This window comes from Mammaliicoccus sp. D-M19, from assembly GCF_022386695.1.
In the GTDB taxonomy this organism is placed as follows: Bacteria; Bacillota; Bacilli; order Staphylococcales; family Staphylococcaceae; genus Mammaliicoccus; species Mammaliicoccus sciuri.
In genome coordinates this window covers 665,264-690,912 of record NZ_JAJNHW010000001.1, presented here as the reverse complement: position 1 = coordinate 690,912, position 25,649 = coordinate 665,264, and the positions used below count along the sequence as shown (strand labels likewise).

The following is a 25,649-nucleotide window of genomic DNA, read 5'->3' as shown; positions in this document are numbered from 1 at the left end:
ATGTGGTGTCTATTAATGATTAAGTTTGAAGCTGTTTCAAAGATATACGGGGATAAGAAAGCAGTAGATAATGTAAGTTTTAATATTAATGAAGGTGAATTTTTTGTACTTATAGGACCTTCTGGGTGTGGAAAGACTACAACACTTAAAATGATCAACAGGTTAATACCTTTATCAGAAGGATTTATATATTTTAACGATAAACCAATAAGTGAATATGATGTTGCGGAAATGCGATGGGACATTGGGTATGTTCTCCAACAAATAGCACTTTTTCCGCATATGACGATTAAAGAAAATATCGCACAAGTACCAGAGATGAAGAAGTGGAAAAAGAAAGATATTGCGAATAGAGTAGATGAATTGCTAACTATGGTCGGTTTAGATCCTGAAACATATCGAGATAGGTATCCAAGTGAGTTATCTGGAGGACAACAACAACGTATTGGCGTTATTCGTGCACTAGCTTCCGATCCGCCAGTTGTCTTAATGGATGAACCATTTAGTGCACTAGATCCAATTAGCAGGAAGAATTTACAAGATGATTTACTCGAACTTCAATCACAAATTAAAAAAACAATCGTCTTTGTAACACATGATATTGAAGAAGCAATGAAAATGGGAGACCGTATTTGTTTATTGAATCAAGGACATGTGGAACAAATTGGAACGACAGAAGACTTTATTCATCGCCCTAAGAATGATTTCGTAAAATCATTTATTGGTAATGTGGATGCGCATGTATTAAAGCAAGTGAAGTTAGGAGATATTGCGCAACCAATTTCAGAAGTAAATACGCATTCTATTGATCAATATCCTAAAGTTTCACCAGAACAAACGATTGACGACATATATGGATTATTAGCAGAACACGAAGCGATTGTGATGGATTCAGAAAATGCATCACCTAGCCATATTGTGACAAGACAATACGTGTTTAGTTATTTAGCTGAAAAGAATAGAGGTGTTTCTTCATGAATGCCTTAATCGAAACACTTTCAAGCCGTAAAGGGCAACTTTTAGAAACGTTAATTGAACATATTCAATTGTCATTTATTGCACTTTTAATTGCAGTCGTAATCGCAGTTCCGTTAGGTATATTACTGACAAAGACTAAAAAGTTAGCCGAAGTTATTATTAACATCGCAGCTGTATTACAAACAATACCATCTCTTGCTTTACTAGGTTTAATGATTCCGCTATTTGGTATAGGGCGAATACCGGCAATTATTGCACTTGTTATATACGCGTTATTACCAATATTAAGGAATACATATACTGGTATTAAAGAAGTAGATCCTTCATTGATTGAAGCGGCACGTGGTATAGGTATGAAGACTGGTAGAAGATTGTCTAAAGTTGAGTTACCACTTGCAATGCCAGTTATGATGGCTGGTATTCGAACAGCAATGGTATTAATCATTGGTACAGCAACATTAGCAGCTTTAATAGGTGCTGGTGGTCTAGGGGATTTAATATTATTAGGTATTGATAGAAATAATTCATCTCTTATATTACTTGGGGCAATTCCTGCAGCTATTTTAGCAATTTTCTTTGATGTATTTTTAAGAATTTTAGAAAGAATTTCATACAAGAAGTCTTTAATTATTCTTGGAACAATATTAGTCATATTCTTATTATCTGTAACGATACCTTTATTTGCTCAAAAAGGTGATAAAATCACATTAGCAGGTAAATTAGGATCTGAACCAGAAGTTATCACAAATATGTATAAGATTTTAATTGAAGAAGAAACTGACAACACTGTAGAAGTTAAAGCAGGTATGGGTAAGACATCTTTCCTATTTAATGCATTAAAGTCTGACGAAATAGATGGATATTTAGAATTCACAGGTACAGTTCTAGGTGAGTTAACGAAAGAAACACCGAAATCAACAACAGAACAAGAAGTATATAATCAAGCTAATAATAGTCTTGATAAAAAATTTGATATGCAATTGCTTGAACCGATGAAATATAATAATACGTATGCTTTAGCAGTTAAAAAAGAATATGCTGAAAAACATAATATTAAAACTATTTCAGATTTAAGTAAGGTAGAAGATGAAATTCGACCTGGTTTCACTTTAGAGTTTAATGACCGTGAAGATGGTTACAAAGGTATTCAAAAGAAATATGATTTAAACTTTAAAGATGTTAAAACTATGGAACCTAAATTAAGATATCAAGCACTTGAAAGTAATGATATTGATTTAATCGATGCATATTCAACAGATGCTGAGCTTAAAGAATATGGCATGGTTGTATTGGAAGATGACAAAAAATTATTCCCACCATACCAAGGTGCACCACTTATGAAAAAAGAAACAATTAAAGAGCATCCAGATGTAGTGAAAGCTATGAATAAACTAAAAGGCAAAATATCTGATGAAGAAATGCAAGAAATGAATTATAGAGTGACAATCAAGGATGAAGATGCTTATCAAGTCGCGAAAGAATATTTACAGAAGAATGACTTGATCGATTAAATACCATTGATTTATGAAAATGATTAGGTCTATAATACTAATAAATTAACAAACGGTAAATTTCGGTTTACCGTTTTTATAATTCAACTTGGAGGTCTAAAAATGAAGCAACAATTAAGTGAATTACAAGCATACCAACCGGGGTTATCTCCGAGACAATTAAAAGAAAAATACGGCATAGATGGAGACATGGTCAAACTTGCTTCAAATGAGAATTTATATGGTCCTTCACCAAATGTTAAAGAAGCAATCAAAGCTAATTTAGATAAATTATTCTACTATCCAGAAGTGAAACAATTTGAAGTGAAAGAAACATTAAGTACATTTCTCAATGTGAAAAAAGAACAAATATTCTTTGGTTCAGGTTTAGATGAAGTGATTATGATTATTTCAAGAGCAGTTCTTGAAAAAGATGATGAAATTTTAACGAGTGACATGACATTTGGACAGTATAGACATCATGCCATTATTGAAAGTGCTCAAGTTAAAACAACACCAATTAAAGATGGATATTTTGATTTAGATGCAATGTATGAACAAATTACAGATAAAACGAAACTGATTTGGATTTGTAATCCGAATAACCCAACAGGCACATATTTGCCTCATGATGCAATAGAAGCATTTATTCAAAAAGTACCAGATGATATTATCGTTTTAATAGATGAAGCATATATAGAATTTGCTGTTGCTGAAGACATGCCAAATAGCTTAGAATTGCTTTCAAAATATAATCAAGTCGTTGTCTTACGTACACTTTCTAAAGCATATGGATTAGCAGCACAACGTATTGGTTATGCAATCGCTAATGAATCATTATTAGACCAATTAGATATTGTCAGATTACCATTCAATGTAACATCACTTTCAGCTGTTGCAGCAGATGCCGCGATTAAAGATCAAGCATACTTAAAAGACATTACAACAAAGAATCGTCATGAAATTGAGCAATTCTTAAATGCACCTTTTAAAGAACATATTTACGATAGCCAAACGAACTTTATATACGTTAATACAGACGAACCTCAAGTATTATATGATTATTTAATAAAAGAAGGCTTTATCACAAGACCATTCCCAAATGGTATACGTATTACGATGGGCTTTAGTGAACATAACGATAAGATGTTACAAGTATTAGAAGAATTCTTTAAAACACACAGTTCGTAATAAAGGAAAGGCATTGCGTTCTTTGGTATACTAGTAGACATTGATATATAAAGGAGAAGGTATAATGACGAAGCAAACAATTGGTATCGATATGGATGAAGTGCTAGCTGACACAATAAAAAAACTTTTAAGACGTTACAATGAAGAAACTTCTTCTAATGTTACTATGGAAGAACTTAAAGGTACTAAAATCCGTAATATGATGCCTGAACATCAAGGTATTTTGACAAGTATTTTAAGAGAAGATGGATTTTTTAGAGACTTAGAAGTATTTCCAGACGCTGTGGAAGTTGTACAGAAGTTAAATGAATACTATGACGTATATATTGTTACAGCAGCAATGGACGTACCAACATCATTTGCTGATAAATACGCTTGGCTAAGAGAACATATGCCATTCTTAGACCCTCAACACTTTGTATTTTGTGGAGATAAAGGTATCGTCAATACAGATTATTTAATTGATGATAATCCTAAACAACTAGAAAGCTTCAATAATCATTCTATTATGTATGCAGCAGATCATAATATTGATATTGATAAATGGCCAAAAGTTCAAAACTGGAAAGAAGTAGAAGCATATTTCTTTGGTGAAAACGGGGAATATAATAAACAACAAGAATCTTTATCAGAATCATATAAATAAAGTAAAAGACATCAGCTTGGGAAGCTGATGTCTTTTACTTTAATGTATGCCTTGCATAAGTTTTTTAATTTTTGGCGTCATTGATAATACAATAAGTGAAACGACAATTGCGATTGCGCCGATTAAGCCAAAGTAGTTCTGTTGTCCTAACGGCTCGATCAGTTTAACTAATTGTCCGTTAATACCTTGTGCTGTTGCATTCGTTAAGAACCAAAGACTAAGCATTTGTGCTGAAAAGGCTTTTGGTGCAAGTTTAACGGAAACACTTGATCCAGTAGGTGATAAACATAATTCCCCAATAACACATAGGAAGAAGCTTAATACTAACCAAATTGGATTCATCAGTTCAGCTTGTTGCATCATCATTGCAATCATCATAGCAATAAATGAAATACCAGCGAATGCTAAGCCAATTACAAATTTAAGTGGTGTAGAAGGATTGTATTTACCTAATTTTTGCCACAAGAATGAAATAACTGGTGCAAATAGAACAATGAAGATTGGGTTAATGGATTGGAACCAACCTGCTGGTATCACGAAATTAATACCATATGCATTTAAATCTAATTGTGTATGTTCTTGCGCGAATACACCAAGTACGTTTGATCCTTGTTCTTGAATACTCCAGAATAAAACAGAAGCTAAGAACAATGGTACATACGCAAGTAATCTTGATTTTTCTGTTTGATCTATATCAGGGCTTCTATACATAATTGTCCAGTATACAAATGGTATAACGATACCGATAATTAAAACGATTAAACTGATTGAATTAAATGTAAGATAACCTGTTAAATATAAAATAGCTAAAAGAATAACAATACCTATTGCACTATATGTAAACATTTTAGCGTATTTAACTTTTTCTTTATGATTGAGTGGGTTAGAAGGATAATTTTCAACTTCCCCAAGACTTCTTTTTTGGAATAGAATGTATGCTACTAAAGCTAAAAGCATACCGAAAGCTGCGATTGAGAATCCTTGGTGGAAACCAACGCTTACACGTACTTTGTCGATAATAAGTGGTGATAATAAAGCACCCATATTAACTGACATATAAAAGATAACAAAACCTGCATCTAATCTATTATCATTCTTATGATATAAACCACCTACAACATTTGAAATGTTAGGTTTCATAAGTCCCGAACCTACAATGATTAATATCATAGAAATAAGAAATGCACCTAAACCAAACGGTAAAGATAACACTAAATGACCTAGCATAATAAGTACTGCACCGTACATTAATGATCTACGAGAGCCAAGTAATCTATCAGCTACCCAACCACCTAATATACCTGTCATAAATATTAATGAACCATACATGGCCATAATTTGTTGAGCTGTAATTTTATCTAAACCTAGTCCGCCTTGGCTGACAGTAAAGTATAAATAATACAGTAAAATTGCACGCATCCCATAATAACTAAAACGTTCCCAGAATTCTACAAAGAACAATATACCTAGGCCGCGAGGATGTCCAAAAAATCCATGTTGAGGGACAGTTTCAACCATTTCCTCTCGCGTCATTTTGCCCATAAAAAATCGCTTCCTTTCTAAACTTCCCCCGATTGTCAGGTAAGTTTAAAGAACATTTTAACCCTATATGTTAGTAAATTCAATAAAATTTTAATAAGTTCTAATATTGTGAATATTCTAAAATAATTAATATATCATTAAAAAGTATTTTTACACATATTAGTTAATTGTATAACTCGTATTGTTGTGTGATAAGAGTGAAGCAGGGCTCTTGATGTTGGTATTAGGGACAGAATTCCGAGAAATGTCCGTAAGAGGTGCAGTTAGGGACATAATTCTGAGAAAAGTCCGTAAGAGGTATTGTTAGGGACATAATTCTGAGAAAAGTCCGTAAGAGGTATTGTTAGGGACAGAATTCCGAGAAATGTCCGTAAGAGGTGCAGTTAGGGACAGAATTCCGAGAAATGTCCGTAAGAGGTGCTGTTAGGGACATAATTCCGAGAAATGTCCGTAAGAGGTGCAGTTAGGGACATAATTCCGAGAAATATCTCTTATTGAGCACATTCTAATTACCAGAATTCGAAATAATGGAAGTTAGCGGATTCTAATTACCAGAATTCGAAATAATGGAAGTTACAGTATGCTAACTCCCAGCAATCAGAACTTTCCTGATACTAAAAAAGGTAAGGGCAACTTGTTGCCCTTACCTGTTAAATGGCTAGATCTTATTTTACGCCGGCCATTAATGTTTTAATTTTTGGACTTGCTACAAGTAAGATGATTGAAATGATGATTGCGAATATACCTGAGTATAAGAAATAATCATTTGAACTAATACTTGTATAAATTTTTACCATTTGAGCATTCAAACCTTGAGCCATAGCATTTGATAAGAACCAAACACTCATCATTTGAGCTGTAAATGCTTTTGGTGCTAATTTAGTTGTTGTTGATAATGCGATTGGTGATATACAAAGTTCACCAAGTGTTACTAATAAGAAACTTGCGAATAACCAAACTGGGTTAATTAAAGTTGATGTGTCTGATAACGGAACGACCATAATAATATATGAAAGTCCTGCTAAGAATACACCTATAGCAAATTTATAAACAGTAGGTGGGTTGAATTTACCTAATTTAACCCATAATACTGAGAACAATGGCGCTAAAATAATAATGAAGAATGGGTTAAGTGATTGGAACCATGCTGCTGGTATATTAAAATCAATTGCGCCACCTGTTAATTTAGCCATGCTTAATTGTGTCTTAGTATCTGCGAATTGTGCTAATACTGTAGAACCTTGCTCTTGAATCATCCAGAATGCTACTGCTGCAATGAATAATGGTATATATGCATATACACGTGTACGTTCATAATCTTCAGTCTTTTTACTTAATGAAATTTTCACGAAATAGTAAATTGGTAGAACAACACCAAGTACTGAAATAAAGTTTGCGAAATTAGGCAATGTTAATTGACCGAATAGACTAAGGATGAAACAAACGATTGCGATAATTACGACAGTGATACCAACAATTTTGACCATTTTTTTCTTTTCAGAAGATGATAATGGATCAGGTACTTCAACACCCGCTAAACCTAAATATTTCTTGTTTGTTATGAAATAAATGATTAAACCGATGAACATTCCAACTGCTGCTACTGCAAAACCAGCATGGAAGCCTACGTTTACTTGTAACCAACCGATTAATAATGGTGAAATTAAAGCACCTAAGTTGATTGACATATAGAAAATAGTAAATGCTGAATCCATTCTTGGGTCATTCTTTTCATATAATAAACCTACTGTAGAAGAAATGTTTGGTTTCAATAATCCTGTACCAATAATTAAGAACAATAGCGCGATTAATAGCAAAGTAAAATTATTTGGTAATGATAATAAGATATGACCAATCATGATGAGTATTCCACCGTAGAATAATGCATGGCGTGTACCAGTAATTCTATCAGCAATCCATCCACCGATAACACCACTCATATAAACAAGTGCACCGTAGATTGAGACGATTTGTAGTGCTAAACCTTGATCAATACCAAAGCCGCCTTTTGCTACTGAATAGTAAATGTAGTAGGCAAGAATAGCCTTCATTCCATAATAACTAAATCTTTCCCAGAATTCGGTAAGGAATAGTGTAGCCAAGCCTTTAGGATGACCAAAGAAACCTGTACGTGGCGTACTTTGGATAATTTCCTCTTTAGTATAATGTTTGTTACCCATTTTTTACTTCCCCTCATAATAAACTGTATTCATTTTTAGATGTACTTAAAATTAGCACATGTTAAATTGTAATGCTTTCACAAAATAAACACAAGTTAAAGATTAACAATATTCATACAATAATGACTATTAAAAATACTAGCGTCAATAGTGGCAAGGCTTAAGATAAATGTGAACAAATTTTTAAATTTGTAAGCGTTTTCTTTTTTGGTGAGTAATATGTTTTGAAATGTGAAATTTATGTATATTAATAGCCGAGTCATGTTGAATAAGACTCGGCTATATATTATATGCTTATCTGTTGTCTATATTTTCAGGGTATAAATCGTGGTTCATCATACGATACTCTGCCATTTTTTCGTATTTAGAATCTGGTCTTCCGTAGTTTGTATAAGGATCTATAGAAATGCCGCCACGTGGTGTGAATTTACCTAAAACTTCTATATAATGGGGGTCCATTAATTCTATTAAATCATTCATGATAACATTCATACAATCTTCGTGAAAATCACCATGGTTTCTAAAACTGAATAAGTATAATTTTAATGATTTAGATTCTACCATTTTGACGTTTGGAATATAAGAAATATAAATTGTCGCAAAATCAGGTTGTCCAGTAATAGGACATAATGAAGTGAATTCTGGACAATTGAATTTAACAAAATAATCTCTACCTTGATGTTTATTGTCGAACACTTCTAATACTTCTGGTTTGTATTGATCATAATATTGATTATTTTGATTCCCTAATAACGTAATATCTTTTAAATCGTCTTTGTTTCTTCCCTCTGACATTATGATTCTCCTTTATTAATTGCTTCCTTAGGTTTTGGGTTTCTTTGGGCTTTCTTGAACATATAATAGCCTGCTAAGAATATAATAATGTATCCTAGATAACTGAGTAAATCTGGTACTTCTTTAAATAAGATGAAACCGAGTATTGCACTGAATATTACAGATGCATATACAAATATTGAAATATCTTTTGCTGCTGCGAAACTATATGCAATTGTAATACCAAATTGACCAACTGTTGCAAAGACACCTGATAATAATAATATGATTACTTGTGAAAGTGTCATTGGTTCATATGTAAATATGACAAACGGTATTAATGCAACCGTAGAAAAGAATGAAAAGTAAAATACTGTTGTATATGATTTTTCACGTTGTCCTAAAGGTCGTAGTGCAGTATAAGCACCTGCAGCAAAAATTCCAGATAATAAACCAATAACTGCTGGCATCATATCTGAATCAAATGTTGGCTTAATGATAAACAATGCACCAAGAATCGCTACAACCATTGCAATTACTTGATATTTGCGTGCTTTTTCATTTAAAAATAACGCACAAAGTAGTATAGTCCAGAATGGGTTTAATTTCATTAACATATCCGCATCACTTAATACCATGTGATCAATCGCATAAATATTGAGTAATACACCAATAAGTCCAAGTGTAGAGCGTAAAATGAGTAACGGTTGATTTTCTAATTTACCGAAAAATGGTGCTCTATACTTCATGACAAAGTAAATAGGTACAATCATCGCGATGAGATTTCTAAAAAGTGATTTTTGGAAAACTGGTAAGTCACCAGATAATCTGAAGAATACTGCCATTAAACTAAAACCAATCGAAGAAATGAGTATTGCAATTATTCCTTTTACTGTGGAATTCATGTAAACACCTTCTATTTTTTATCAATGAACATATATTATCATAATTCACTTTAAAAAGTATATGACTTATTCAGTGATTGTTTTTAACAAAAAAATTTTTATGAAAGTAATTTTCAAATGTTGATATAGCAACGCTTAGTCGAAATAGGGAGAAAGTCAACCCTATTTTTTTAAAAATAATAAGGTATTATAAGTGTTATGAATCATTTAAAGTGTTATAATGAATCACATAATATAGTATGTGCTTATAAAACGTAACACTATATCTTGTGTTTTGTGCATTTGAAATAAAAATGAATAAAGTGTTCATTTTTTTGTATTTTTTATTTCATTTATACAGTTGCATAGGCATTTACATGTGGTAGGTGAAAGTTTATGAAGATAATTTATTACTCTTTAACTGGTAATGTACGACGGTTCATACAGAGAGCAGGATTGTCTGACACAATGGCTCTCACTGAGGCAAACAAGACAAATGAAATAAATGAACCATTTATAATGGTTACAGGTACAATTGGATTTGGCCAAGTACCTGATACTGTACAAGATTTTTTGAAAGTGAATCATCATAATCTTAAAGCAGTAGCAGGTAGTGGAAATAGAAATTGGGGACAGAATTTCGCGAAAGCTAGTGAAGAAATCGCGAATCAATATCATGTCCCTTTATTGATGAAATTTGAGTTACACGGTAACCAAGCAATAGCAGATGAATTTAAAGAAAAGGTGGTTAATCTCTATGAAAATGATAAACAAACAAAAGAAAAATCATATTGAATTAAACAATAAGGTAACAAAGAGAAGAGAAGACGGCTTTTTCGATATTGAAAAAGATCAAGAAGCATTAGAAGTATACTTAGAAGAAATTGCAGAAAAAACAATTCAATTCAATGATCCTATTGAACGTTTACACTTTTTAGTTGAACAAGACTTTTATTATGACTTATTTAAAGAATACAGTGAGTCATCATTAAAAGAGATTAACCAGTTTGCAGATTCAATTCCTTTTCAATTTGCAAGTTACATGTCAGCTAGTAAGTTCTTCAAAGATTATGCTTTGAAGACTAATGATAAATCAGAATACCTTGAAACATATAAAGAACACGTTATTATTGTTTCTCTATATTTAGCTAAAGGTAATGTAGAACAAGCTAAACAATTTGTTGCAGGTATGATTGAACAACGTATCCAACCTGCAACACCAACATTCTTAAATGCTGGTAGAGCTAGACGTGGTGAGTTAGTAAGTTGTTTCCTATTAGAAGTTGATGATAGCTTAAATTCAATTAACTTTATAGATTCAACAGCTAAACAATTGAGTAAAATCGGTGGCGGTGTCGCAATCAACTTATCTAAATTGCGTGCACGTGGTGAAGCTATTAAAGGCATTAAAGGTGTCGCTAAGGGGGTATTACCAGTTGCTAAATCACTTGAAGGTGGCTTTAGTTATGCTGATCAACTTGGTCAAAGACCAGGTGCCGGTGCAGTATACTTAAACATCTTCCATTATGATGTATTAGAATTTTTAGATACTAAAAAAGTGAACGCAGATGAAGATATTAGATTATCTACTATTTCTACTGGTTTAATCGTGCCATCTAAATTCTTTGATTTAGCTAAAGAAGGTAAAGATTTCTATATGTTCGCTCCACATACTGTTGAACGCGAATATGGTGTGACGCTTGATGATATTAATCTTGATGAATATTATGACGAACTTGTAGCAAATCCTAATATCATTAAAAAAGCTAAAGATGCACGTGATATGTTAAATACAATTGCTCAAACGCAATTGCAATCAGGTTATCCTTATTTGATGTTTAAAGATAATGCGAATAAAGTACATCCTAACTCTAATATCGGACAAATTAAAATGAGTAACTTATGTACAGAAATATTCCAATTACAAGAAACGTCAATTATTAACGATTATGGAACTGAAGATGAAATCAAACGTGATATTTCTTGTAACTTAGGTTCATTAAATATTGTAAACGTGATGGAATCTAAGAAATTCCGTGATTCTGTACATATTGGTATGGATGCTTTAACAGTTGTATCTGATGATACAGACATTAAAAATGCACCAGGTGTAAGAAAAGCAAATAATGAATTACATTCTGTAGGTTTAGGTGTTATGAACTTACATGGTTTCTTAGCTAAAAATAAAATAGGTTATGAATCAGAGCAAGCTAAAGACTTCGCAAATGTCTTCTTTATGATGATGAATTACTATTCTATTGAACGTTCAATGGAAATTGCGAAAGAAAGACACGAAACATATGTAGATTTCGACAAATCTGATTACGCTTCAGGTAAATACTTTGAAAAATATATACAACAAGATATTAAACCTGAATATGATAATGTTGCAGCATTATTTGAAGGTTTCGATATTCCAACTGCTGAAGATTGGAAAGCATTAGCAGAAGCTGTTAAAGAAAATGGTTTATACCATGCATATAGGCTTGCTATTGCACCAACTCAAAGTATTTCATATGTACAAAATGCTACAAGTTCTGTTATGCCTATTGTCGATCAAATTGAAAGAAGAACATATGGTAATGCAGAAACATTTTACCCAATGCCATTCTTATCACCTGAAACAATGTGGTATTACAAATCAGCATTTAATACAGATCAAATGAAATTAATTGATTTAATTGCAACGATTCAAGAGCATGTGGACCAAGGTATTTCTACAATTTTATATGTAAATTCAGAGATTTCAACACGTGAACTTTCAAGATTATACGTATATGCTCACCATAAAGGCTTAAAATCACTTTACTATACACGAAATAAATTATTAAGCGTTGAAGAATGTACAAGTTGCGCAATTTAATCAAATTAATTAAGATAGGAGATCTAACATGAAGGCAGTAAACTGGAATACACAAGAAGATATGACGAATATGTTTTGGCGTCAAAACATCTCGCAAATGTGGGTTGAGTCAGAATTTAAAGTATCTAAAGATATAGCAAGTTGGGAAACATTAACAGAACCTGAAAGAAATGCTTTTAAAAAGGCGTTAGCTGGTCTTACTGGATTAGATACACATCAAGCTGATGATGGCATGCCTTTAATCATGATGCATACGAAAGACTTACGTAAAAAAGCAGTGTATTCATTTATGGGTATGATGGAACAAATACATGCGAAAAGTTATTCACATATATTCACGACACTATTACCATCTAGTGAAACAAATGAATTATTAGATAAGTGGGTTGTTGAAGAACCACACTTGAAATATAAATCAGAAATGATTGTAGGTAATTATCATAAATTATGGGGTAAAGAAGCTTCCATTTATGATCAATACATGGCAAGAGTATCAAGTGTGTTCTTAGAAACATTCTTATTCTACTCTGGTTTCTACTATCCATTATATTTAGCTGGACAAGGCCGTATGACAACTTCAGGAGAAATCATCCGTAAAATTTTACTAGATGAATCTATCCATGGTGTGTTTACAGGACTAGATGCACAAAGTTTAAAAAATGAATTATCACAAGATGAACAAATTAAAGCGGATAGAGAAATGTATCGTATGCTTGATTTACTATACAAAAATGAATACGAATATACAAAAACATTATATGATGAAATAGGATTAACAAATGATGTTATGAACTACGTAACATATAATGCAAATAAAGCATTAGCTAATTTAGGATTTGAACCATATTATGAAGAAAAAGCGTTCAACCCTATCATTGAAAATGCATTAAATACAAGTACTAAAAACCATGACTTCTTCAGTGTTAAAGGTGACGGTTATGTACTAGCATTAAATGTAGAAGCACTTAAAGATGAAGACTTCATCTTTGATGAAAAGTAAAATATTAAAAGAGTCTAGGACATACATTTTGTTCTAGGCTCTTTTTATTGTGTAATTAAAAAGTTAACATATTTTTCAATATTTATGGTAATTTATGTGATATTTATTGTTTATAATGAAGTTAATATATTGAAAGGTAGGTTATATTCATGAAAAGAATATTACTAGGGGTATTAACAGTATTAGTTATTTCTGTTCTAGCTGCATGTGGAAATGACAAGAAAGAGGATGAGCATCAACATTCAGAGCATAAGTCTTCTGATAAACCTCAAGCTTTAGAAGTGGCTTTAGATGTACCTAAAGAAGCTAAAAGAGGTGAAGAAGTAGAACTTTCTGCAAAAGTGACACTTGGTGATGAAAAAGTGAAAGATGCAGATGAGGTGATGTTTGAAATCGTTAAAGATGGGGACAAAAAATCTTCAGAAATGAAAAAAGTTAAAGAAAACAAAGATGGGGTATATACTTTAAAATATAAATTTAAAGATGCGGGTCAATATAATATAACAAGTCACGTTACTGCTAGAGATCAACATACAATGCCAAATAAAGATATTAATATAAAATAATTATAAAAGAGTGGTGGAATTTAATTCCATCACTCTTTTTTTTAAATGGCATTGCATTTCCCCATACTCTTCATTACAATAGAGATAATGATAATCGTTATCAACTAAAAAGAAGTAGGGTGTGAAATGGGAAAGTTTTTAATGCGTTTAGATGTTTTGATTATTTTATTAGTAATTGCAACGTTCTTCTCTATATTTATAGGTGTTTCAGAAGTAAAACCATTACATATATTAAATTTAACAGACGAACAGAAGAACATTTTAGTATCAAGTAGAATTCCGAGAACAGTCAGTATTATTATCTCAGGTAGCTCGTTAGCTATTTGTGGACTGATTATGCAACAGCTTACAAGAAATAAATTCGTTTCTCCAACAACTGCAGGGACAATGGATTGGGCCAGATTAGGTATATTAATTTCTCTTATCGCTTTTCCAGAAGCCAACATACTACTTAAATTATTATTTGCTACATTATTAAGTTTATTTGGAACAATGCTATTCATGCAAATTCTCCGTAGAATTCAATTTAAAGATGTTATTTTCATACCATTAGTTGGTATTATGCTCGGAAACATAGTGTCAAGTTTTTCTTCTTTTGTTGCATTACGTACAAATGCTGTACAAAGTATTGGTAATTTTATGCAAGGTAATTTCTCAATTATTACAAGCGGTAGATATGAAATTCTTTATATTAGTATTCCGTTATTGATTTTAGCATTTATATTTGCGAATCAATTTACGATTGCTGGTATGGGTAAAGATTTTAGTGTGAATTTAGGACTTAATTATCAAAAAGTCGTCAATATCGGACTGATCATTGCCTCAATCATTACGGCACTTGTTGTTGTAACAGTTGGTATGATGCCATTCTTAGGTTTAATTATTCCTAACTTAGTTTCAATATTCAGAGGAGATCATTTAAAAAATGCATTGCCACATACAGCTGTATTTGGTGCATTGTTTGTCATGATTTGTGATGTAATAGGTCGATTAATTATATTCCCTTATGAAATTACAATTGGTTTAACAATTGGTGTGATTGGTAGTTTCATATTTATAGTATTGCTGATGAAAGGACGTTCAAGAAATGCTCAATAAATTAACCCCTATACATAAATTAATCCTTTTATCTGTGTTAACGCTATTAATTGCAGCACTTTATTTACTTTATAACATTAATCCTAATATATTGGCGTATCAATTAACCGGACGTGTTAGAAAAGTTATTGCAATGCTATTAGTAGGTGGCAGTATTGCAGTTTCAACAGTTATTTTCCAAACAATCACGAATAATAGAATTTTAACACCATCCATCATTGGTTTAGATGCAGTCTATATGTTTATTAAAACGTCTTTAATATTTTTATTTGGTTCAACATCGACTGTCGTACTCAATAATCATCTTAACTTTTTGATTACATTGGTTGGTATGATTCTATTTAGTTTATTCTTATTCCAAATATTGTTTAGGTCTAAAGATCAAAATGTCTTCTTCATATTATTACTAGGCATTGTTTTTGGAACATTCTTCTCAAGTTTATCTAGTTTTATTGAAATGATGATAGATCCTGAAGAATTCTTATCTATACAAAGTGCAATGTTCGCAAGCTTTGGTGCAATAAATGAAGGTTTACTTACAATATCAGGCATTGTTTTATTAATTATGATATTCATTGCTTTTAAGATAAAGAACTACTTAGATGTATTGTCTTTAGGAAGAGACCAAGCTATTAACCTTGGTGTTAATTATACAAATGTGACGAGATGGTTAATGGTTATGGTTGCACTACTTGTCACAATTTCAACAGCACTCGTTGGACCCATTACATTTTTAGGTCTACTTGTCGTGAATTTAGCACATGAATTCATCAAAGAATTCGAACATAAATACATATTACCGGCTTCAATACTCATCAGTTGGATCAGCTTATTTTTAGGTCAATGGGTCGTGGAGCACTTGTTTGAAGGTAATACAGAAATTAGCATCATGATTAACTTTATAGGTGGCATTTACTTTATATTCTTAATTTTAAAGGAGCGTAATGTAGCATGATTAAAGTCGAAGGATTAACAAAAGCTTATCATCATCATAAAGTTGTTGATGAAGTAGATATAGAAATTGAAAAAGGGAAAATCACATCATTCATTGGTCCAAACGGGGCAGGTAAAAGTACGGTATTAGCGATGGTCAGCCGCTTAATTGATAAAGATAACGGTAAAATCACGATAGACGATCAAGATATCGCTTCAATGAAAAGCAATGAACTTGCTAAGAAACTAGCAATTTTAAAACAAACTAATCATACAGAACTTAAAATTTCAGTAAGACAACTCGTGAGTTTCGGAAGATTTCCATATTCAAAAGGTAAATTAAAAAAAGAAGATCAAGATATGATTGATAAAGCGCTAGATTATTTAGGACTCACTGAAATTCAAGATAAATATTTAAGTGAGCTATCAGGTGGTCAAAGACAAAGAGCTTATATAGCGATGACGATAGCTCAAGATACAGAATACATTCTATTAGATGAACCATTGAACAATCTAGATATGAAACATTCTGTACAGATTATGAAAATCTTAAGAAGACTTGTGAAAGAAATGAACAAGACAATCGTAATCGTTATACATGATATTAATTTTGCTTCATGCTATTCAGATAGAATTATCGCGATCAAAGAAGGTAAAGTTGAAATCGCCGGTATTAAAAACGATGTTATTTGTGAGGAGGTATTACGTGACATTTATGACTTAGAAATTAAAATTCAAGAAATTAATGGTCAACGTATTTGTGTCTATTTTGATGATGAATACATCGAAGAAGAAGAAATTAAAACATTAGCTATATAGCAAAATTGATATCACATTGAAAGGAGTGATGTTTGTAGTTTGTTGGGCAATAGGGTTTTGGACGCATAATTTATCATAATATTTGAAGGAGAGACATCGATAATGAAAAAAGTTTTCAGTTTTATTTTAATTGCAGTTTTATCAGTTGTACTTGTAGCATGTGGAAGTAATTCAAGTAGTAAAGAAAAATCATCAAAAGGTGATACTAAGAGTGAGTCTAAAACAGTAGAAATCCAATCGAAATATCAAATTCGTGGTGAAAAGAAAGATGGCAGTGATTCAAAAACTGTAGAAGATAAAGTTAAAGTACCTGTTAACCCTAAAAAAGTTGTTGTATTAGACTACGGTGCTTTAGATACAATTGAAGCTTTAGGTGCTAAAGATGCAGTTAAAGGTGTACCAAAAGGTGAAGGTGGCGCATCATTACCAAAATTCTTAGATGCATTTAAAGGCGACGACATTGTAAACACTGGTTCAGTTAAAGAAGTAAACTATGATAAAGTAGCAGAAGTTCAACCAGACTTAATCTTATTCTCTGGTCGTACAGCTGGAACTGAAGTACAAGATGAATTGAAAAAAGCAGCACCAGATGCAGCACGTTTATATGTTGGTGCAGATGATAACAATTACTTAGAATCAGTAGAAGAAAACACAACTAACTTAGGTAAAATCTTCGACAAAGAAAGCAAAGCAAAAGAATTAAATGCTGATTTAGATAAAAAAGTGAAATCTGCTAAAGATAAAGCTAAAAAATCAGACGACAAAGCAATGTACTTATTAGTTAACGAAGGTGAATTATCTACATACGGTCCAGGTGCTAGATTTGGTAGCTTAATCTTTGATGTATTAGGTGTTACACCAGTAGATAAAGATATTAAAGCAAGCGGTCACGGACAACCAGTAAGTTATGAATATATCACTGAGAAAAACCCTGGAATCATCTATGCTATGGACAGAGGTCAAGCAATCGGTGGTAAATCAACTGCTAAGAAAGCATTATCAAATGACGTAATTAAAGATGTAGATGCAGTTAAGAACGACAAAGTTGTTAATGTAGATGCACAATTATGGTACTTAGCTTCAGGTGGCGTAAGAACAACTGAAAAACAAGTAGACGAAGTTATTAAAGGTTTAGAATAATAACATAAGAAAAGCATGGGACGTGGTGTCCCATGCTTTTTTCGCTATTAAAGTGTAAATAAGGACGCTGTTAGTAACACTTTGTGGGAGAAGTGTAAATAAGGGTACTGTTAGTAACACTTTGTGGGAGAAGTGTAAATAAGGATGCTGTTAGTAACACTTTGTGGGAGAAGTGTAAATAAGGATGCTGTTAGTAACACTTTGTGGGAGAAGCGTTACTAAGATTTTAACTTAAATAGAAATATAGAAGTATTTTTTAGCGCTGACTCCTGCGGGAACAGCATGATTCGAAGACTACAGGCTGAGAACATGCCTGCGGAAAGCATGCGCAAAAAATACCACAAAAGTCTAAAACTTCTTCAACTTAAGAAAAGCATGGGACGTGGTGTCCCATGCTTTTTCTCTTATTCTAAAGGTTCTCCAATGATTCTAACTTCTCTTTTGAGTTCCACATCAAATTTCTCTTTAACGACTTTTTGAACGTGTTTAATGATGTTCTCATAGTCTGTAGCTGTTCCGTTATCAACATTAACGATAAATCCAGCATGTTTAGTAGAAACTTCTACACCACCTATTCTATGCCCTTGTAATTCAGCGTCTTGAATAAGTTTACCTGCGAAGTGATTTGGTGGTCTTTGGAACACGCTTCCGCATGAAGGGTATTCTAAAGGTTGTTTATCTTCACGACGTTGTGTAAGATCATCCATTGTTGCTTGAATAGATGTAATATCTCCATCTTGTAATTTAAAAGTTGCTTCTAGTACGACTAGGTGTTTACGTTGAACTATACTTGTACGATAGTCCAATTCTAAGTCTTCACCTTTAATGATATGTAACTGACCAGTATCATCTACTGCTTTAATATGGTCGATACAATCTTTGACTTCACCGCCATATGCACCAGCGTTCATATATACTGCGCCACCGACAGATCCAGGTATACCACAGGCAAATTCTAAACCAGTTAAATGGTGATCTCTAGCACGTCTTGAAACATCAATAATTGCTGCACCGCTTCCACATGTAATGGATTGATTTTTCACCGTTATTTGATTGAATTGTAATAAGCTTATAACAATTCCTCTTATACCACCATCACGGATGATAATATTAGAACCATTCCCCAAAAATGTAAGTGGAATTTGATTGTTATAAGCAAATTCTATTATCTTTTGTACTTCTGTATATGAAGTAGGTGATAAGTAGAAATCTGCATTGCCACCAGTTTTTGTGAAAGTGTATTTTTTAAGTGGCTCATTTACTTTTATAAGGGATTTTGGGAGAAAGTTAGAAAGCTCCTCCAAAATTGTATGATTCTCCAACGCACGACGTCCTTTCTGTATTATGCTCTCACATTATTATATCAAGATTTATCATCTTAAGCGAATGGGTTATTTTTTATGTTTTTGAACAAGTTGTTGAAACCATTTTTGTTTTTGAGCTTCGTAATCTTTTATACTATTTGCTTCAAGTAAAGTAGCTTTCTTAAAGGATTCAAATGTTTGTATGACATCTGTATCATTTGTTAAAAGTGACTCTACAGTTAAATAATCATATAACATTTGATTGTTTTGTTCAACAATATGTAAACGTGCTATTTGCTTTAAGCTTATCATGTCTTGGAATTGAGCCATCATGACTTTTTTATTGTAACCATTATGTAATCGATATATGCGATGATAATTGAGTCTTTTTTCATCGAGGCTTGTAACATCGTGAAGTGATTTTACCGTAACAAGTACATCTACGATAGGTTCTGTAACATATTGTGTTTGTTTCGTACCACCGATATGGAATACATCTATCACTGGCGTATCAAGCAAATGTATTAATAATTGTTGAATACTTTCAAAATTTAGTTTAAAATCATCTGATGATTGTAATTGAATAAAGGGTTGTGGAAGTTTAAGCATAATAGCTCCTTTCTAAAATCCATGCATGAATATACTATATAACATTTTCATTATCCATGAAATTATGTATAATACAAGTGAAACAGGGGTGCAATGATGAAAATTAAATTATTTTATTTAATGATATTTGTTCTTGTTTTAATTATTGCAGCTTGTGGTAACGAATTACATTCAGATCTTCAAAAGTATAAAAGGGAAATGAAACCTATTTATAAAAAAGAGAATTCAATTCTTAAAGATATAGATAAATTAAGATTAAATCAGTTAGATCAACTTATTGGTACTGAAGTAACGGTTGAAAAACGTAAAGAATTGAATGAACTTCAAGATAAAATCGAAAAGCAAATTATACCTGAAGTTAAAGATCTTAGTAAGCAAGCTCATAATATAAATGTAAGCACAAATGAGGTTCAAGATGCTCATGATATTTACATGAGTAATATAGAAAAGAAAGAAAAAACATTAGAAGAATTAAATGAGTACATTTCATTATTTAAACAATCCATCCAATCTAATGAGAAAATATTAGACTATACAGATGTATTTGAACAGAACAAATCTGATGCAGAGAAAAATGCTAAATTAGCTAAAAATAATCCTGATGATAAAGAAGATTATGATGCGCTTGTTTCTGTTATTGATAAGAATAGTGAAGAATTAAGTACGAAAGCTAAATATTTAAATGATACTCAAAACGTGCAAGATAGAGCGGACTATATTGAGAAAGATATTATCCCATTATTTTCTAAAAATATTAAATCACTGAATCAAACGAATATTTCATCAAAACGTGTTAATCAGATGAGACAAGCTCAAATAGAAGTGTATTATACTTTAATTAATTACTATAAAGAACGTAAAAAAGGTATTCTTATAGAAGATAAACTTCAAAAAGTCCAAGTACAAAATGGCGTAATTTCTCAATTTAGTTACTTAGGTAAAGATGAAAAGTACAACAAAGCGATAGATAGATTAGATAAGTAAAACACACCAAATACATTGTTTTATGTAATCGGTGTGTTTTATTTTATTGCTTATCAATTGTATCTTTAGGGTTGTCTTTGTTGCGCTTTGATAAATATATATTTTTACCTATAAGTGAAATAAACCATATAGAAAATGCTATTACAAGAATATACGATAATGCAGGTTGGTTTTTAAAATCAAATAAAAATAAGACAGAAATAATAAGTAAACATGCATTGATCGTATCAATCATACCCCATCTTTTAATAAGTACGGGTGAAGTATTTTTGGACAAATTTAGCACCTCCTTAATATATATTAACAAGTATACCAAAATTGTCTTGTGGTTAATATTATAGATTGCGGGTAAAGATAATAAAGATAATTATTAAAAATAGAATTTGCCATATAAATGGATAAATGATATAGTGTTCAATTGTATTGGTTAAATTATGATAGAGGTGAATTAAAATGGTCGTGAAATTAACTTCCATCGATCAATTTGAAAAAGTACTCAATGATAATCCAAACGTATTTGTTATGAAACATAGCAGTACTTGTCCTATTTCAGCAAGTGCATATGATCAATTTAACAAATTCTTATATGAAAGAGATATGGATGGTTATTACTTAATTGTTCAAGAAGAAAGAGAATTGTCTGATTATATAGCCGATAAAACTGGAATCAAACATGAATCACCACAAGCATTTTACTTTGTTAATGGTAATGCTGAATGGGATGCAGATCATGAAAATATCACAGTCGCAAGTTTATCGAAAGCAGAAGAGTAAGTGAAACATATGCAAACAGTCTGATTGGACTGTTTGTTTTTTTGTTAATTGAAGTAAAAAACAGTATAATGAATTAAGATAAAAAGCATGAGGTGAAAATTATGAGAGTATTAGTTGCGATGGATGAGTTTGATAGTATTTTATCTAGTTATCATGCAAATCGATTTGTCGAAGAAGCAATAAAGTCTCAATTTAATGAAGCAGACATAGTACAAGTCCCATTATTTAATGGTCAAAGGGAAGTTATAGATTCAGTATTATTATGGCAATCTGGCACTAAATATTCAGTGGATCATCATGACGCATATATGAGACCAAAGTCGTCTTCATATGTTGTAACAGAGAAAGATATCATTGTCATTGAAGCGGGTAATGTTTTAACTTCAAGTGAGGATATTATTAAACCACTTGAAACGTCTTCATTTGGACTAGGAGAAGTGATTTTAGAAGCGCTGAATGAAGACAGTAATGAGATATTAATTTCAGTCGGTGATGTCGCAAGTTACGATGGTGGACTTGGTATGTTACAAGCATTAGGTGCTAAATTCTTTGATGCTGAAGGTAGTTTTATAGATGTTAGCCAAGGTGCAAAACAGATTAAATATATAAGAACAATTGATTTATATGATTTAGATAAAAGGTTAAAAGATAAAAATATCAAAGTGATAACAGACTTTGAATCGAAGTATTATGGTAAGAATAGTCGTATCATGAAAGAGCAAGCAATCAATCAAATTGCTATTGAAGATGCTGTATCAATTGATAATGCTTTATGGTATATTAGTGAACTATTTAAGAGCCAACATAGAATCTTATTAGGTAAAGAAGAACGTGGTGGCTCAGGAAGTGGCTTAGCTGCCTTGTTTAATTGTCTATGGGACGCACAACTTGTTACAGGTGGAGATGTTGTAAATGAGCTTACTTATTTAGATAAGTTGATTGAACAAGCTGACTTAATCGTATTCGGTGAAGGTTTGAAACCTAATCAACAATTGCTAGAGACGACGTCTGTAAGAATTGCTGAACTTTGTAACAAATATCAAAAAGTCAATATTGCGATATGCGCAACAGATGAAAAGTTTGATCAATACTTGGAACAAGATGTAACAGCTATGTATAAAGTATTTAATAAAGATCAATATTTAATGAGTGATTTAGAATTAGGTATAGCTTTAAGACATTTAACAACACAATCGCTAAGATTATTAAAAGCTAATATATAAAAATAAGAGCCTGAGACACTGTATTTGTCTCAGGCTCTTATATGTTGTTTTAAGACTGTTGTTCAAATTCTGATACGATACCTACTATCGTATGTACAGCTTTTTCCATAACATCTATGGAAGCATACTCATACGGTCCGTGGAAGTTTGCGCCACCTGTAAATAAATTAGGTGTTGGTAATCCCATGAATGAGAGTTGTGAACCGTCTGTACCACCTCTAATAGGTTCAATAATAGGTGTCATACCTAATGATTCAATAACTTTTTCAGGTATGTTCACAAGTTCAGGTTGTGGCTTGATTTTTTCACCCATATTGTAATACTGATCTTTGATTGTTACAGTTATCAGTTCTTGATCATATTTATGATTTAATACTTTTGCGATATCTAATAAATGATTTTTTCTACGTTCGAACTGTGCTTTATCATGATCACGAATAATATATTGTAGCGTTGCTTTCTCAACAGTACCTGTCATGTCAGATAAATGATAGAAGCCCTCATAACCTTCAGTATGTTCAGGTACTTCATCACTAGGCAATTGATCATTAAATGCCATTGCTAAAGTATTAGCATTAACCATTACATCCTTCGCTGAACCTGGATGTACGTTTACGCCGTTAACTTCAACGACTGCAGAAGCGGCATTAAAGCTTTCGTATTGTAATTCGCCTTCTAAGCTACCATCTAAAGTATAAGCAAAATCAGCGTTAAATCGTTCAACATCGAAATGATGTGGTCCTCTACCAATTTCTTCATCTGGTGTAAAGCTGAATCTAATCTTGCCGTGTTTAATTTCAGGATGTTCTAATAAGTAAATAATCGCTTCCATAATCTCAACGACACCGGCTTTATCATCAGCACCTAGTAAAGTTGTACCGTCTGTTGTCATTAATGTATGACCAATTACTTTTTCAAGTTGTGGGAAAGTCTTCGTGCTTAATACTTTGTCTGTATTACCTAATGTAATATTTTCTCCGTTATATTGTTCTACAATAACAGGATTAACATTTGATGCATGGTAATCTGGAGACGTATCAATATGTGCCAATAACCCTATAGTAGGTACATCCTTATCTGTATTTGACGGTAAAGTGGCCATTAAATACCCTTTATCGTCTACGTCAACTTCAAGATTTAATGCTTTAATTTCTTCTTCAAGCATATGGATTAAATCCCATTGCTTTTCAGTAGATGGTGTACTTTCACTTGCTGCATCAGCTTGTGTATCTACTTTTACATATCTTGTTAATCGATCAATTAGACGTTGTTTCAAATTGCTCGCTCCCTTTACATCTATTTACGTTATTTATTATACGCTTTTTTGTTTCTTAGAAGCAAAAGAATGCTTTGTTCTGACATAGATTTGGAAAATGATTTCAGAACATAAAATACCAAACGCGATTGCACCAGAAATGAGTGTCGCTTGTAGTGTTGTATTAATTGCAACATCATAATTGTTGATAACTAAGTTTTTAGTTGCATCATATGCTAAGCCTCCAGGAACGAGAGGGATAATACCGGCAACTATAAAGATAATCATTGGACGTTTGTAATAGCGACTCATAATATGACTCATTAACGCTAAGGCAAAGCTACCATAGAATGATGCTTGTACTTTATCGATGCCAAAGTCTAACGAAATGGTATAAATCATCCAGCCCATCGCACCAACAATACCACATGCTATTAATAGTCTCTTAGGTGCATTAAAAATGACAGAGAAAAACAACGTTGCGGTAAAACTTAACAAAATTTGATATATATAATCTAACATTTAAAGCACCTCCTTAACTAAGTAATAATACGATAGCAACACCAGCACCAATAGCAAATGCCGTAAGTGCCGCTTCTACACCTTTAGATATACCTGCAAGCAACTGTCCTGCCATTAAGTCTCTGATTGCATTTGTAATCAAGACACCTGGTACAAGTGGCATAACAGAAGCGATTGTAATTAAGCTTAAATTAACGCCTATAAAGAAATTCACACTAATCGTTGCGATTGTAGCAATAATTAATGAACTTATAAACTCTGTGAAGAATTTAATTCTAATCGTGTTATGGACAAGGGACATCGTTAAATATCCTACACCACCCGCAATGAATGAAGGGATGACTTCAGCTTGCTTACCACCAAACATAGGTAAAAAACAGGCTGATGCTATCGCTGCAGCTAATACTTTTAACCAAAATGGAAATTGTAATGAAGCATGATGTAAATGGATCAGCTCTGATTTAGCTTCATCTATCGTTAGTTCATTGTTAGCTATCTTACGTGATATTTGATTCGTTAAAGAAATCTTCTCTAAATCTGTTGTACGTTCATCTATTCTAATCAGACGTGTATTTGTTCTGTCATTAAGCGAGAATATAATCGCAGTAGATGTTACAAAGCTATGTGTATTTTCTAAGCCATAACTTGTAGCGATTCTTGCCATTGTATCTTCAACTCGATATGTTTCAGCGCCACTTTCTAAAAGTATGCGACCGGCAGTCATGACAACATCAATGATTTTATTTTCATCTATAATCGTGAAGTCTTGTATCTCTTCCATAGTAACCTCCAGTTTCGTATTGAATTTTATGTAAATAATCAAATTAAAAACGATTCAACAAAAAACATAGAATTGCTAGAGGCAATTCTATGT

The 25,649-nt window shown here is 32.2% G+C and carries 25 protein-coding genes; 15 read left to right on the top strand and 10 right to left on the bottom strand.

Annotated features, from left to right (window positions below; genetic code table 11):
* The first annotated feature begins 15 nt into the window (after positions 1-15).
* From LQ675_RS03560 to LQ675_RS03545, 4 genes are all read left to right on the top strand, one after another.
* Positions 16-978 carry an ABC transporter ATP-binding protein gene (locus LQ675_RS03560; RefSeq protein ID WP_048539946.1) on the top strand — a complete coding sequence of 321 codons (963 nt, stop codon included), beginning with the start codon at positions 16-18 and terminating at the stop codon, positions 976-978.
* Positions 975-2,489, top strand: a complete 1,515-nt coding sequence (locus tag LQ675_RS03555; RefSeq protein ID WP_048539945.1) for an ABC transporter permease/substrate-binding protein — start codon at positions 975-977, stop codon at positions 2,487-2,489. Before LQ675_RS03560 ends, LQ675_RS03555 begins: the two co-directional genes overlap by 4 nt.
* 102 nt (positions 2,490-2,591) lie before the next feature.
* A complete protein-coding gene (hisC, locus tag LQ675_RS03550) occupies positions 2,592-3,659 on the top strand; it encodes a histidinol-phosphate transaminase (RefSeq protein ID WP_239726612.1) in 1,068 nt (355 codons plus the stop codon).
* A 64-nt stretch (positions 3,660-3,723) separates the two neighbouring features.
* The gene (locus LQ675_RS03545) at positions 3,724-4,305 is read left to right on the top strand and encodes a 5' nucleotidase, NT5C type (protein ID WP_048539943.1); all 582 of its coding nucleotides are present in this window, start codon (positions 3,724-3,726) and stop codon (positions 4,303-4,305) included.
* Between the two features lie 39 nt (positions 4,306-4,344).
* Here the strand turns inward: LQ675_RS03545 and LQ675_RS03540 are convergent, their stop codons facing one another.
* The 4 genes from LQ675_RS03540 to LQ675_RS03525 all read right to left on the bottom strand — a co-directional run bounded on the left by LQ675_RS03540 (position 4,345) and on the right by LQ675_RS03525 (position 9,706).
* Positions 4,345-5,847, bottom strand: a complete 1,503-nt coding sequence (locus LQ675_RS03540; RefSeq protein WP_048539942.1) for a peptide MFS transporter — start codon at positions 5,845-5,847, stop codon at positions 4,345-4,347.
* Between the two features lie 665 nt (positions 5,848-6,512).
* Positions 6,513-8,027, bottom strand: coding sequence for a peptide MFS transporter (locus tag LQ675_RS03535; RefSeq protein WP_048539941.1), 1,515 nt, complete (start codon positions 8,025-8,027; stop codon positions 6,513-6,515).
* A 294-nt stretch (positions 8,028-8,321) separates the two neighbouring features.
* Positions 8,322-8,822 carry a preQ(1) synthase gene (gene queF, locus LQ675_RS03530; RefSeq protein ID WP_048539940.1) on the bottom strand — a complete coding sequence of 167 codons (501 nt, stop codon included), beginning with the start codon at positions 8,820-8,822 and terminating at the stop codon, positions 8,322-8,324.
* On the bottom strand, positions 8,822-9,706 hold the full coding sequence (locus tag LQ675_RS03525; RefSeq protein ID WP_048539939.1) for a DMT family transporter: 885 nt from the start codon (positions 9,704-9,706) through the stop codon (positions 8,822-8,824). The genes queF and LQ675_RS03525 overlap by 1 nt, the downstream gene beginning before the upstream one ends.
* A gap of 375 nt (positions 9,707-10,081) precedes the next feature.
* Between LQ675_RS03525 and nrdI the strand changes: the two genes are divergently transcribed.
* From nrdI to LQ675_RS03485, 8 genes are all read left to right on the top strand, one after another.
* Positions 10,082-10,480, top strand: a complete 399-nt coding sequence (gene nrdI, locus LQ675_RS03520; protein ID WP_025905413.1) for a class Ib ribonucleoside-diphosphate reductase assembly flavoprotein NrdI — start codon at positions 10,082-10,084, stop codon at positions 10,478-10,480.
* Complete coding sequence (gene nrdE, locus LQ675_RS03515) at positions 10,443-12,548, top strand: class 1b ribonucleoside-diphosphate reductase subunit alpha (protein WP_048539938.1); 2,106 nt, start codon at positions 10,443-10,445, stop codon at positions 12,546-12,548. Before nrdI ends, nrdE begins: the two co-directional genes overlap by 38 nt.
* Before the next feature lie 28 nt (positions 12,549-12,576).
* A complete protein-coding gene (nrdF, locus tag LQ675_RS03510) occupies positions 12,577-13,548 on the top strand; it encodes a class 1b ribonucleoside-diphosphate reductase subunit beta (protein WP_048539937.1) in 972 nt (323 codons plus the stop codon).
* 149 nt (positions 13,549-13,697) lie between these two features.
* A complete protein-coding gene (locus LQ675_RS03505) occupies positions 13,698-14,114 on the top strand; it encodes a FixH family protein (RefSeq protein WP_048539936.1) in 417 nt (138 codons plus the stop codon).
* A 126-nt stretch (positions 14,115-14,240) separates the two neighbouring features.
* The gene (locus tag LQ675_RS03500) at positions 14,241-15,212 is read left to right on the top strand and encodes an ABC transporter permease (RefSeq protein WP_025905417.1); all 972 of its coding nucleotides are present in this window, start codon (positions 14,241-14,243) and stop codon (positions 15,210-15,212) included.
* Positions 15,202-16,167 (top strand): iron chelate uptake ABC transporter family permease subunit, encoded by a 966-nt coding sequence (locus LQ675_RS03495; RefSeq protein WP_048539935.1) that lies wholly within the window; start codon positions 15,202-15,204, stop codon positions 16,165-16,167. Before LQ675_RS03500 ends, LQ675_RS03495 begins: the two co-directional genes overlap by 11 nt.
* Positions 16,164-16,964: an iron ABC transporter ATP-binding protein gene (locus LQ675_RS03490; protein WP_048539934.1), complete on the top strand. Its 801-nt coding sequence runs from the start codon at positions 16,164-16,166 to the stop codon at positions 16,962-16,964. Before LQ675_RS03495 ends, LQ675_RS03490 begins: the two co-directional genes overlap by 4 nt.
* A gap of 102 nt (positions 16,965-17,066) precedes the next feature.
* A complete protein-coding gene (locus LQ675_RS03485; RefSeq protein WP_048539933.1) occupies positions 17,067-18,104 on the top strand; it encodes a ferrated catecholamine ABC transporter substrate-binding lipoprotein SstD in 1,038 nt (345 codons plus the stop codon).
* Positions 18,105-18,508: 404 nt separating this feature from the next.
* Here the strand turns inward: LQ675_RS03485 and murB are convergent, their stop codons facing one another.
* Together murB and LQ675_RS03475 are read right to left on the bottom strand one after the other, a co-directional pair.
* Entirely contained in the window at positions 18,509-19,426 is a 918-nt protein-coding gene (murB, locus tag LQ675_RS03480; protein ID WP_048539932.1) for a UDP-N-acetylmuramate dehydrogenase, read from the bottom strand.
* A 69-nt stretch (positions 19,427-19,495) separates the two neighbouring features.
* On the bottom strand, positions 19,496-20,017 hold the full coding sequence (locus tag LQ675_RS03475; protein ID WP_048539931.1) for a GrpB family protein: 522 nt from the start codon (positions 20,015-20,017) through the stop codon (positions 19,496-19,498).
* A 96-nt stretch (positions 20,018-20,113) separates the two neighbouring features.
* On the opposite strand from LQ675_RS03475, the gene LQ675_RS03470 reads away from it, so the two are divergent.
* Positions 20,114-21,001, top strand: coding sequence for an EMYY motif lipoprotein (locus LQ675_RS03470; RefSeq protein WP_075577737.1), 888 nt, complete (start codon positions 20,114-20,116; stop codon positions 20,999-21,001).
* 43 nt (positions 21,002-21,044) lie between these two features.
* On the opposite strand, the gene LQ675_RS03465 is transcribed toward LQ675_RS03470, so the two are convergent.
* A complete protein-coding gene (locus LQ675_RS03465) occupies positions 21,045-21,287 on the bottom strand; it encodes a hypothetical protein (protein WP_239732933.1) in 243 nt (80 codons plus the stop codon).
* A gap of 167 nt (positions 21,288-21,454) precedes the next feature.
* Between LQ675_RS03465 and ytxJ the strand changes: the two genes are divergently transcribed.
* Positions 21,455-21,775: a bacillithiol system redox-active protein YtxJ gene (ytxJ, locus tag LQ675_RS03460; protein WP_025905425.1), complete on the top strand. Its 321-nt coding sequence runs from the start codon at positions 21,455-21,457 to the stop codon at positions 21,773-21,775.
* Positions 21,776-21,876: 101 nt separating this feature from the next.
* Positions 21,877-22,998, top strand: coding sequence for a glycerate kinase (locus LQ675_RS03455; RefSeq protein WP_075577738.1), 1,122 nt, complete (start codon positions 21,877-21,879; stop codon positions 22,996-22,998).
* Positions 22,999-23,047: 49 nt separating this feature from the next.
* Here LQ675_RS03455 and pepT read toward each other — a convergent pair whose 3' ends face one another.
* The 3 genes from pepT to LQ675_RS03440 are packed head-to-tail and all read right to left on the bottom strand — an operon-like array spanning position 23,048 to position 25,556.
* Positions 23,048-24,274 (bottom strand): peptidase T, encoded by a 1,227-nt coding sequence (gene pepT, locus LQ675_RS03450; RefSeq protein ID WP_075577739.1) that lies wholly within the window; start codon positions 24,272-24,274, stop codon positions 23,048-23,050.
* A 36-nt stretch (positions 24,275-24,310) separates the two neighbouring features.
* Positions 24,311-24,775: a threonine/serine exporter family protein gene (locus LQ675_RS03445; protein WP_048539926.1), complete on the bottom strand. Its 465-nt coding sequence runs from the start codon at positions 24,773-24,775 to the stop codon at positions 24,311-24,313.
* A 13-nt stretch (positions 24,776-24,788) separates the two neighbouring features.
* Positions 24,789-25,556 carry a threonine/serine exporter family protein gene (locus LQ675_RS03440; RefSeq protein ID WP_037588735.1) on the bottom strand — a complete coding sequence of 256 codons (768 nt, stop codon included), beginning with the start codon at positions 25,554-25,556 and terminating at the stop codon, positions 24,789-24,791.
* Between the last annotated feature and the right edge of the window lie 93 nt (positions 25,557-25,649).

Bases quoted from the DNA above. Each gene is read 5' to 3' on its own strand.
- LQ675_RS03560 (WP_048539946.1), top strand. From the start codon at position 16: ATGATTAAGTTTGAAGCTGTTTCAAAGATATACGGGGATAAGAAAGCA.
- LQ675_RS03555 (WP_048539945.1), top strand. From the start codon at position 975: ATGAATGCCTTAATCGAAACACTTTCAAGCCGTAAAGGGCAACTTTTA.
- hisC (WP_239726612.1), top strand. From the start codon at position 2,592: ATGAAGCAACAATTAAGTGAATTACAAGCATACCAACCGGGGTTATCT.
- LQ675_RS03545 (WP_048539943.1), top strand. From the start codon at position 3,724: ATGACGAAGCAAACAATTGGTATCGATATGGATGAAGTGCTAGCTGAC.
- LQ675_RS03540 (WP_048539942.1), bottom strand. From the start codon at position 5,847: ATGGGCAAAATGACGCGAGAGGAAATGGTTGAAACTGTCCCTCAACAT.
- LQ675_RS03535 (WP_048539941.1), bottom strand. From the start codon at position 8,027: ATGGGTAACAAACATTATACTAAAGAGGAAATTATCCAAAGTACGCCA.
- queF (WP_048539940.1), bottom strand. From the start codon at position 8,822: ATGTCAGAGGGAAGAAACAAAGACGATTTAAAAGATATTACGTTATTA.
- LQ675_RS03525 (WP_048539939.1), bottom strand. From the start codon at position 9,706: ATGAATTCCACAGTAAAAGGAATAATTGCAATACTCATTTCTTCGATT.
- nrdI (WP_025905413.1), top strand. From the start codon at position 10,082: ATGAAGATAATTTATTACTCTTTAACTGGTAATGTACGACGGTTCATA.
- nrdE (WP_048539938.1), top strand. From the start codon at position 10,443: ATGAAAATGATAAACAAACAAAAGAAAAATCATATTGAATTAAACAAT.
- nrdF (WP_048539937.1), top strand. From the start codon at position 12,577: ATGAAGGCAGTAAACTGGAATACACAAGAAGATATGACGAATATGTTT.
- LQ675_RS03505 (WP_048539936.1), top strand. From the start codon at position 13,698: ATGAAAAGAATATTACTAGGGGTATTAACAGTATTAGTTATTTCTGTT.
- LQ675_RS03500 (WP_025905417.1), top strand. From the start codon at position 14,241: ATGGGAAAGTTTTTAATGCGTTTAGATGTTTTGATTATTTTATTAGTA.
- LQ675_RS03495 (WP_048539935.1), top strand. From the start codon at position 15,202: ATGCTCAATAAATTAACCCCTATACATAAATTAATCCTTTTATCTGTG.
- LQ675_RS03490 (WP_048539934.1), top strand. From the start codon at position 16,164: ATGATTAAAGTCGAAGGATTAACAAAAGCTTATCATCATCATAAAGTT.
- LQ675_RS03485 (WP_048539933.1), top strand. From the start codon at position 17,067: ATGAAAAAAGTTTTCAGTTTTATTTTAATTGCAGTTTTATCAGTTGTA.
- LQ675_RS03475 (WP_048539931.1), bottom strand. From the start codon at position 20,017: ATGCTTAAACTTCCACAACCCTTTATTCAATTACAATCATCAGATGAT.
- LQ675_RS03470 (WP_075577737.1), top strand. From the start codon at position 20,114: ATGAAAATTAAATTATTTTATTTAATGATATTTGTTCTTGTTTTAATT.
- ytxJ (WP_025905425.1), top strand. From the start codon at position 21,455: ATGGTCGTGAAATTAACTTCCATCGATCAATTTGAAAAAGTACTCAAT.
- LQ675_RS03455 (WP_075577738.1), top strand. From the start codon at position 21,877: ATGAGAGTATTAGTTGCGATGGATGAGTTTGATAGTATTTTATCTAGT.
- LQ675_RS03445 (WP_048539926.1), bottom strand. From the start codon at position 24,775: ATGTTAGATTATATATATCAAATTTTGTTAAGTTTTACCGCAACGTTG.
- LQ675_RS03440 (WP_037588735.1), bottom strand. From the start codon at position 25,556: ATGGAAGAGATACAAGACTTCACGATTATAGATGAAAATAAAATCATT.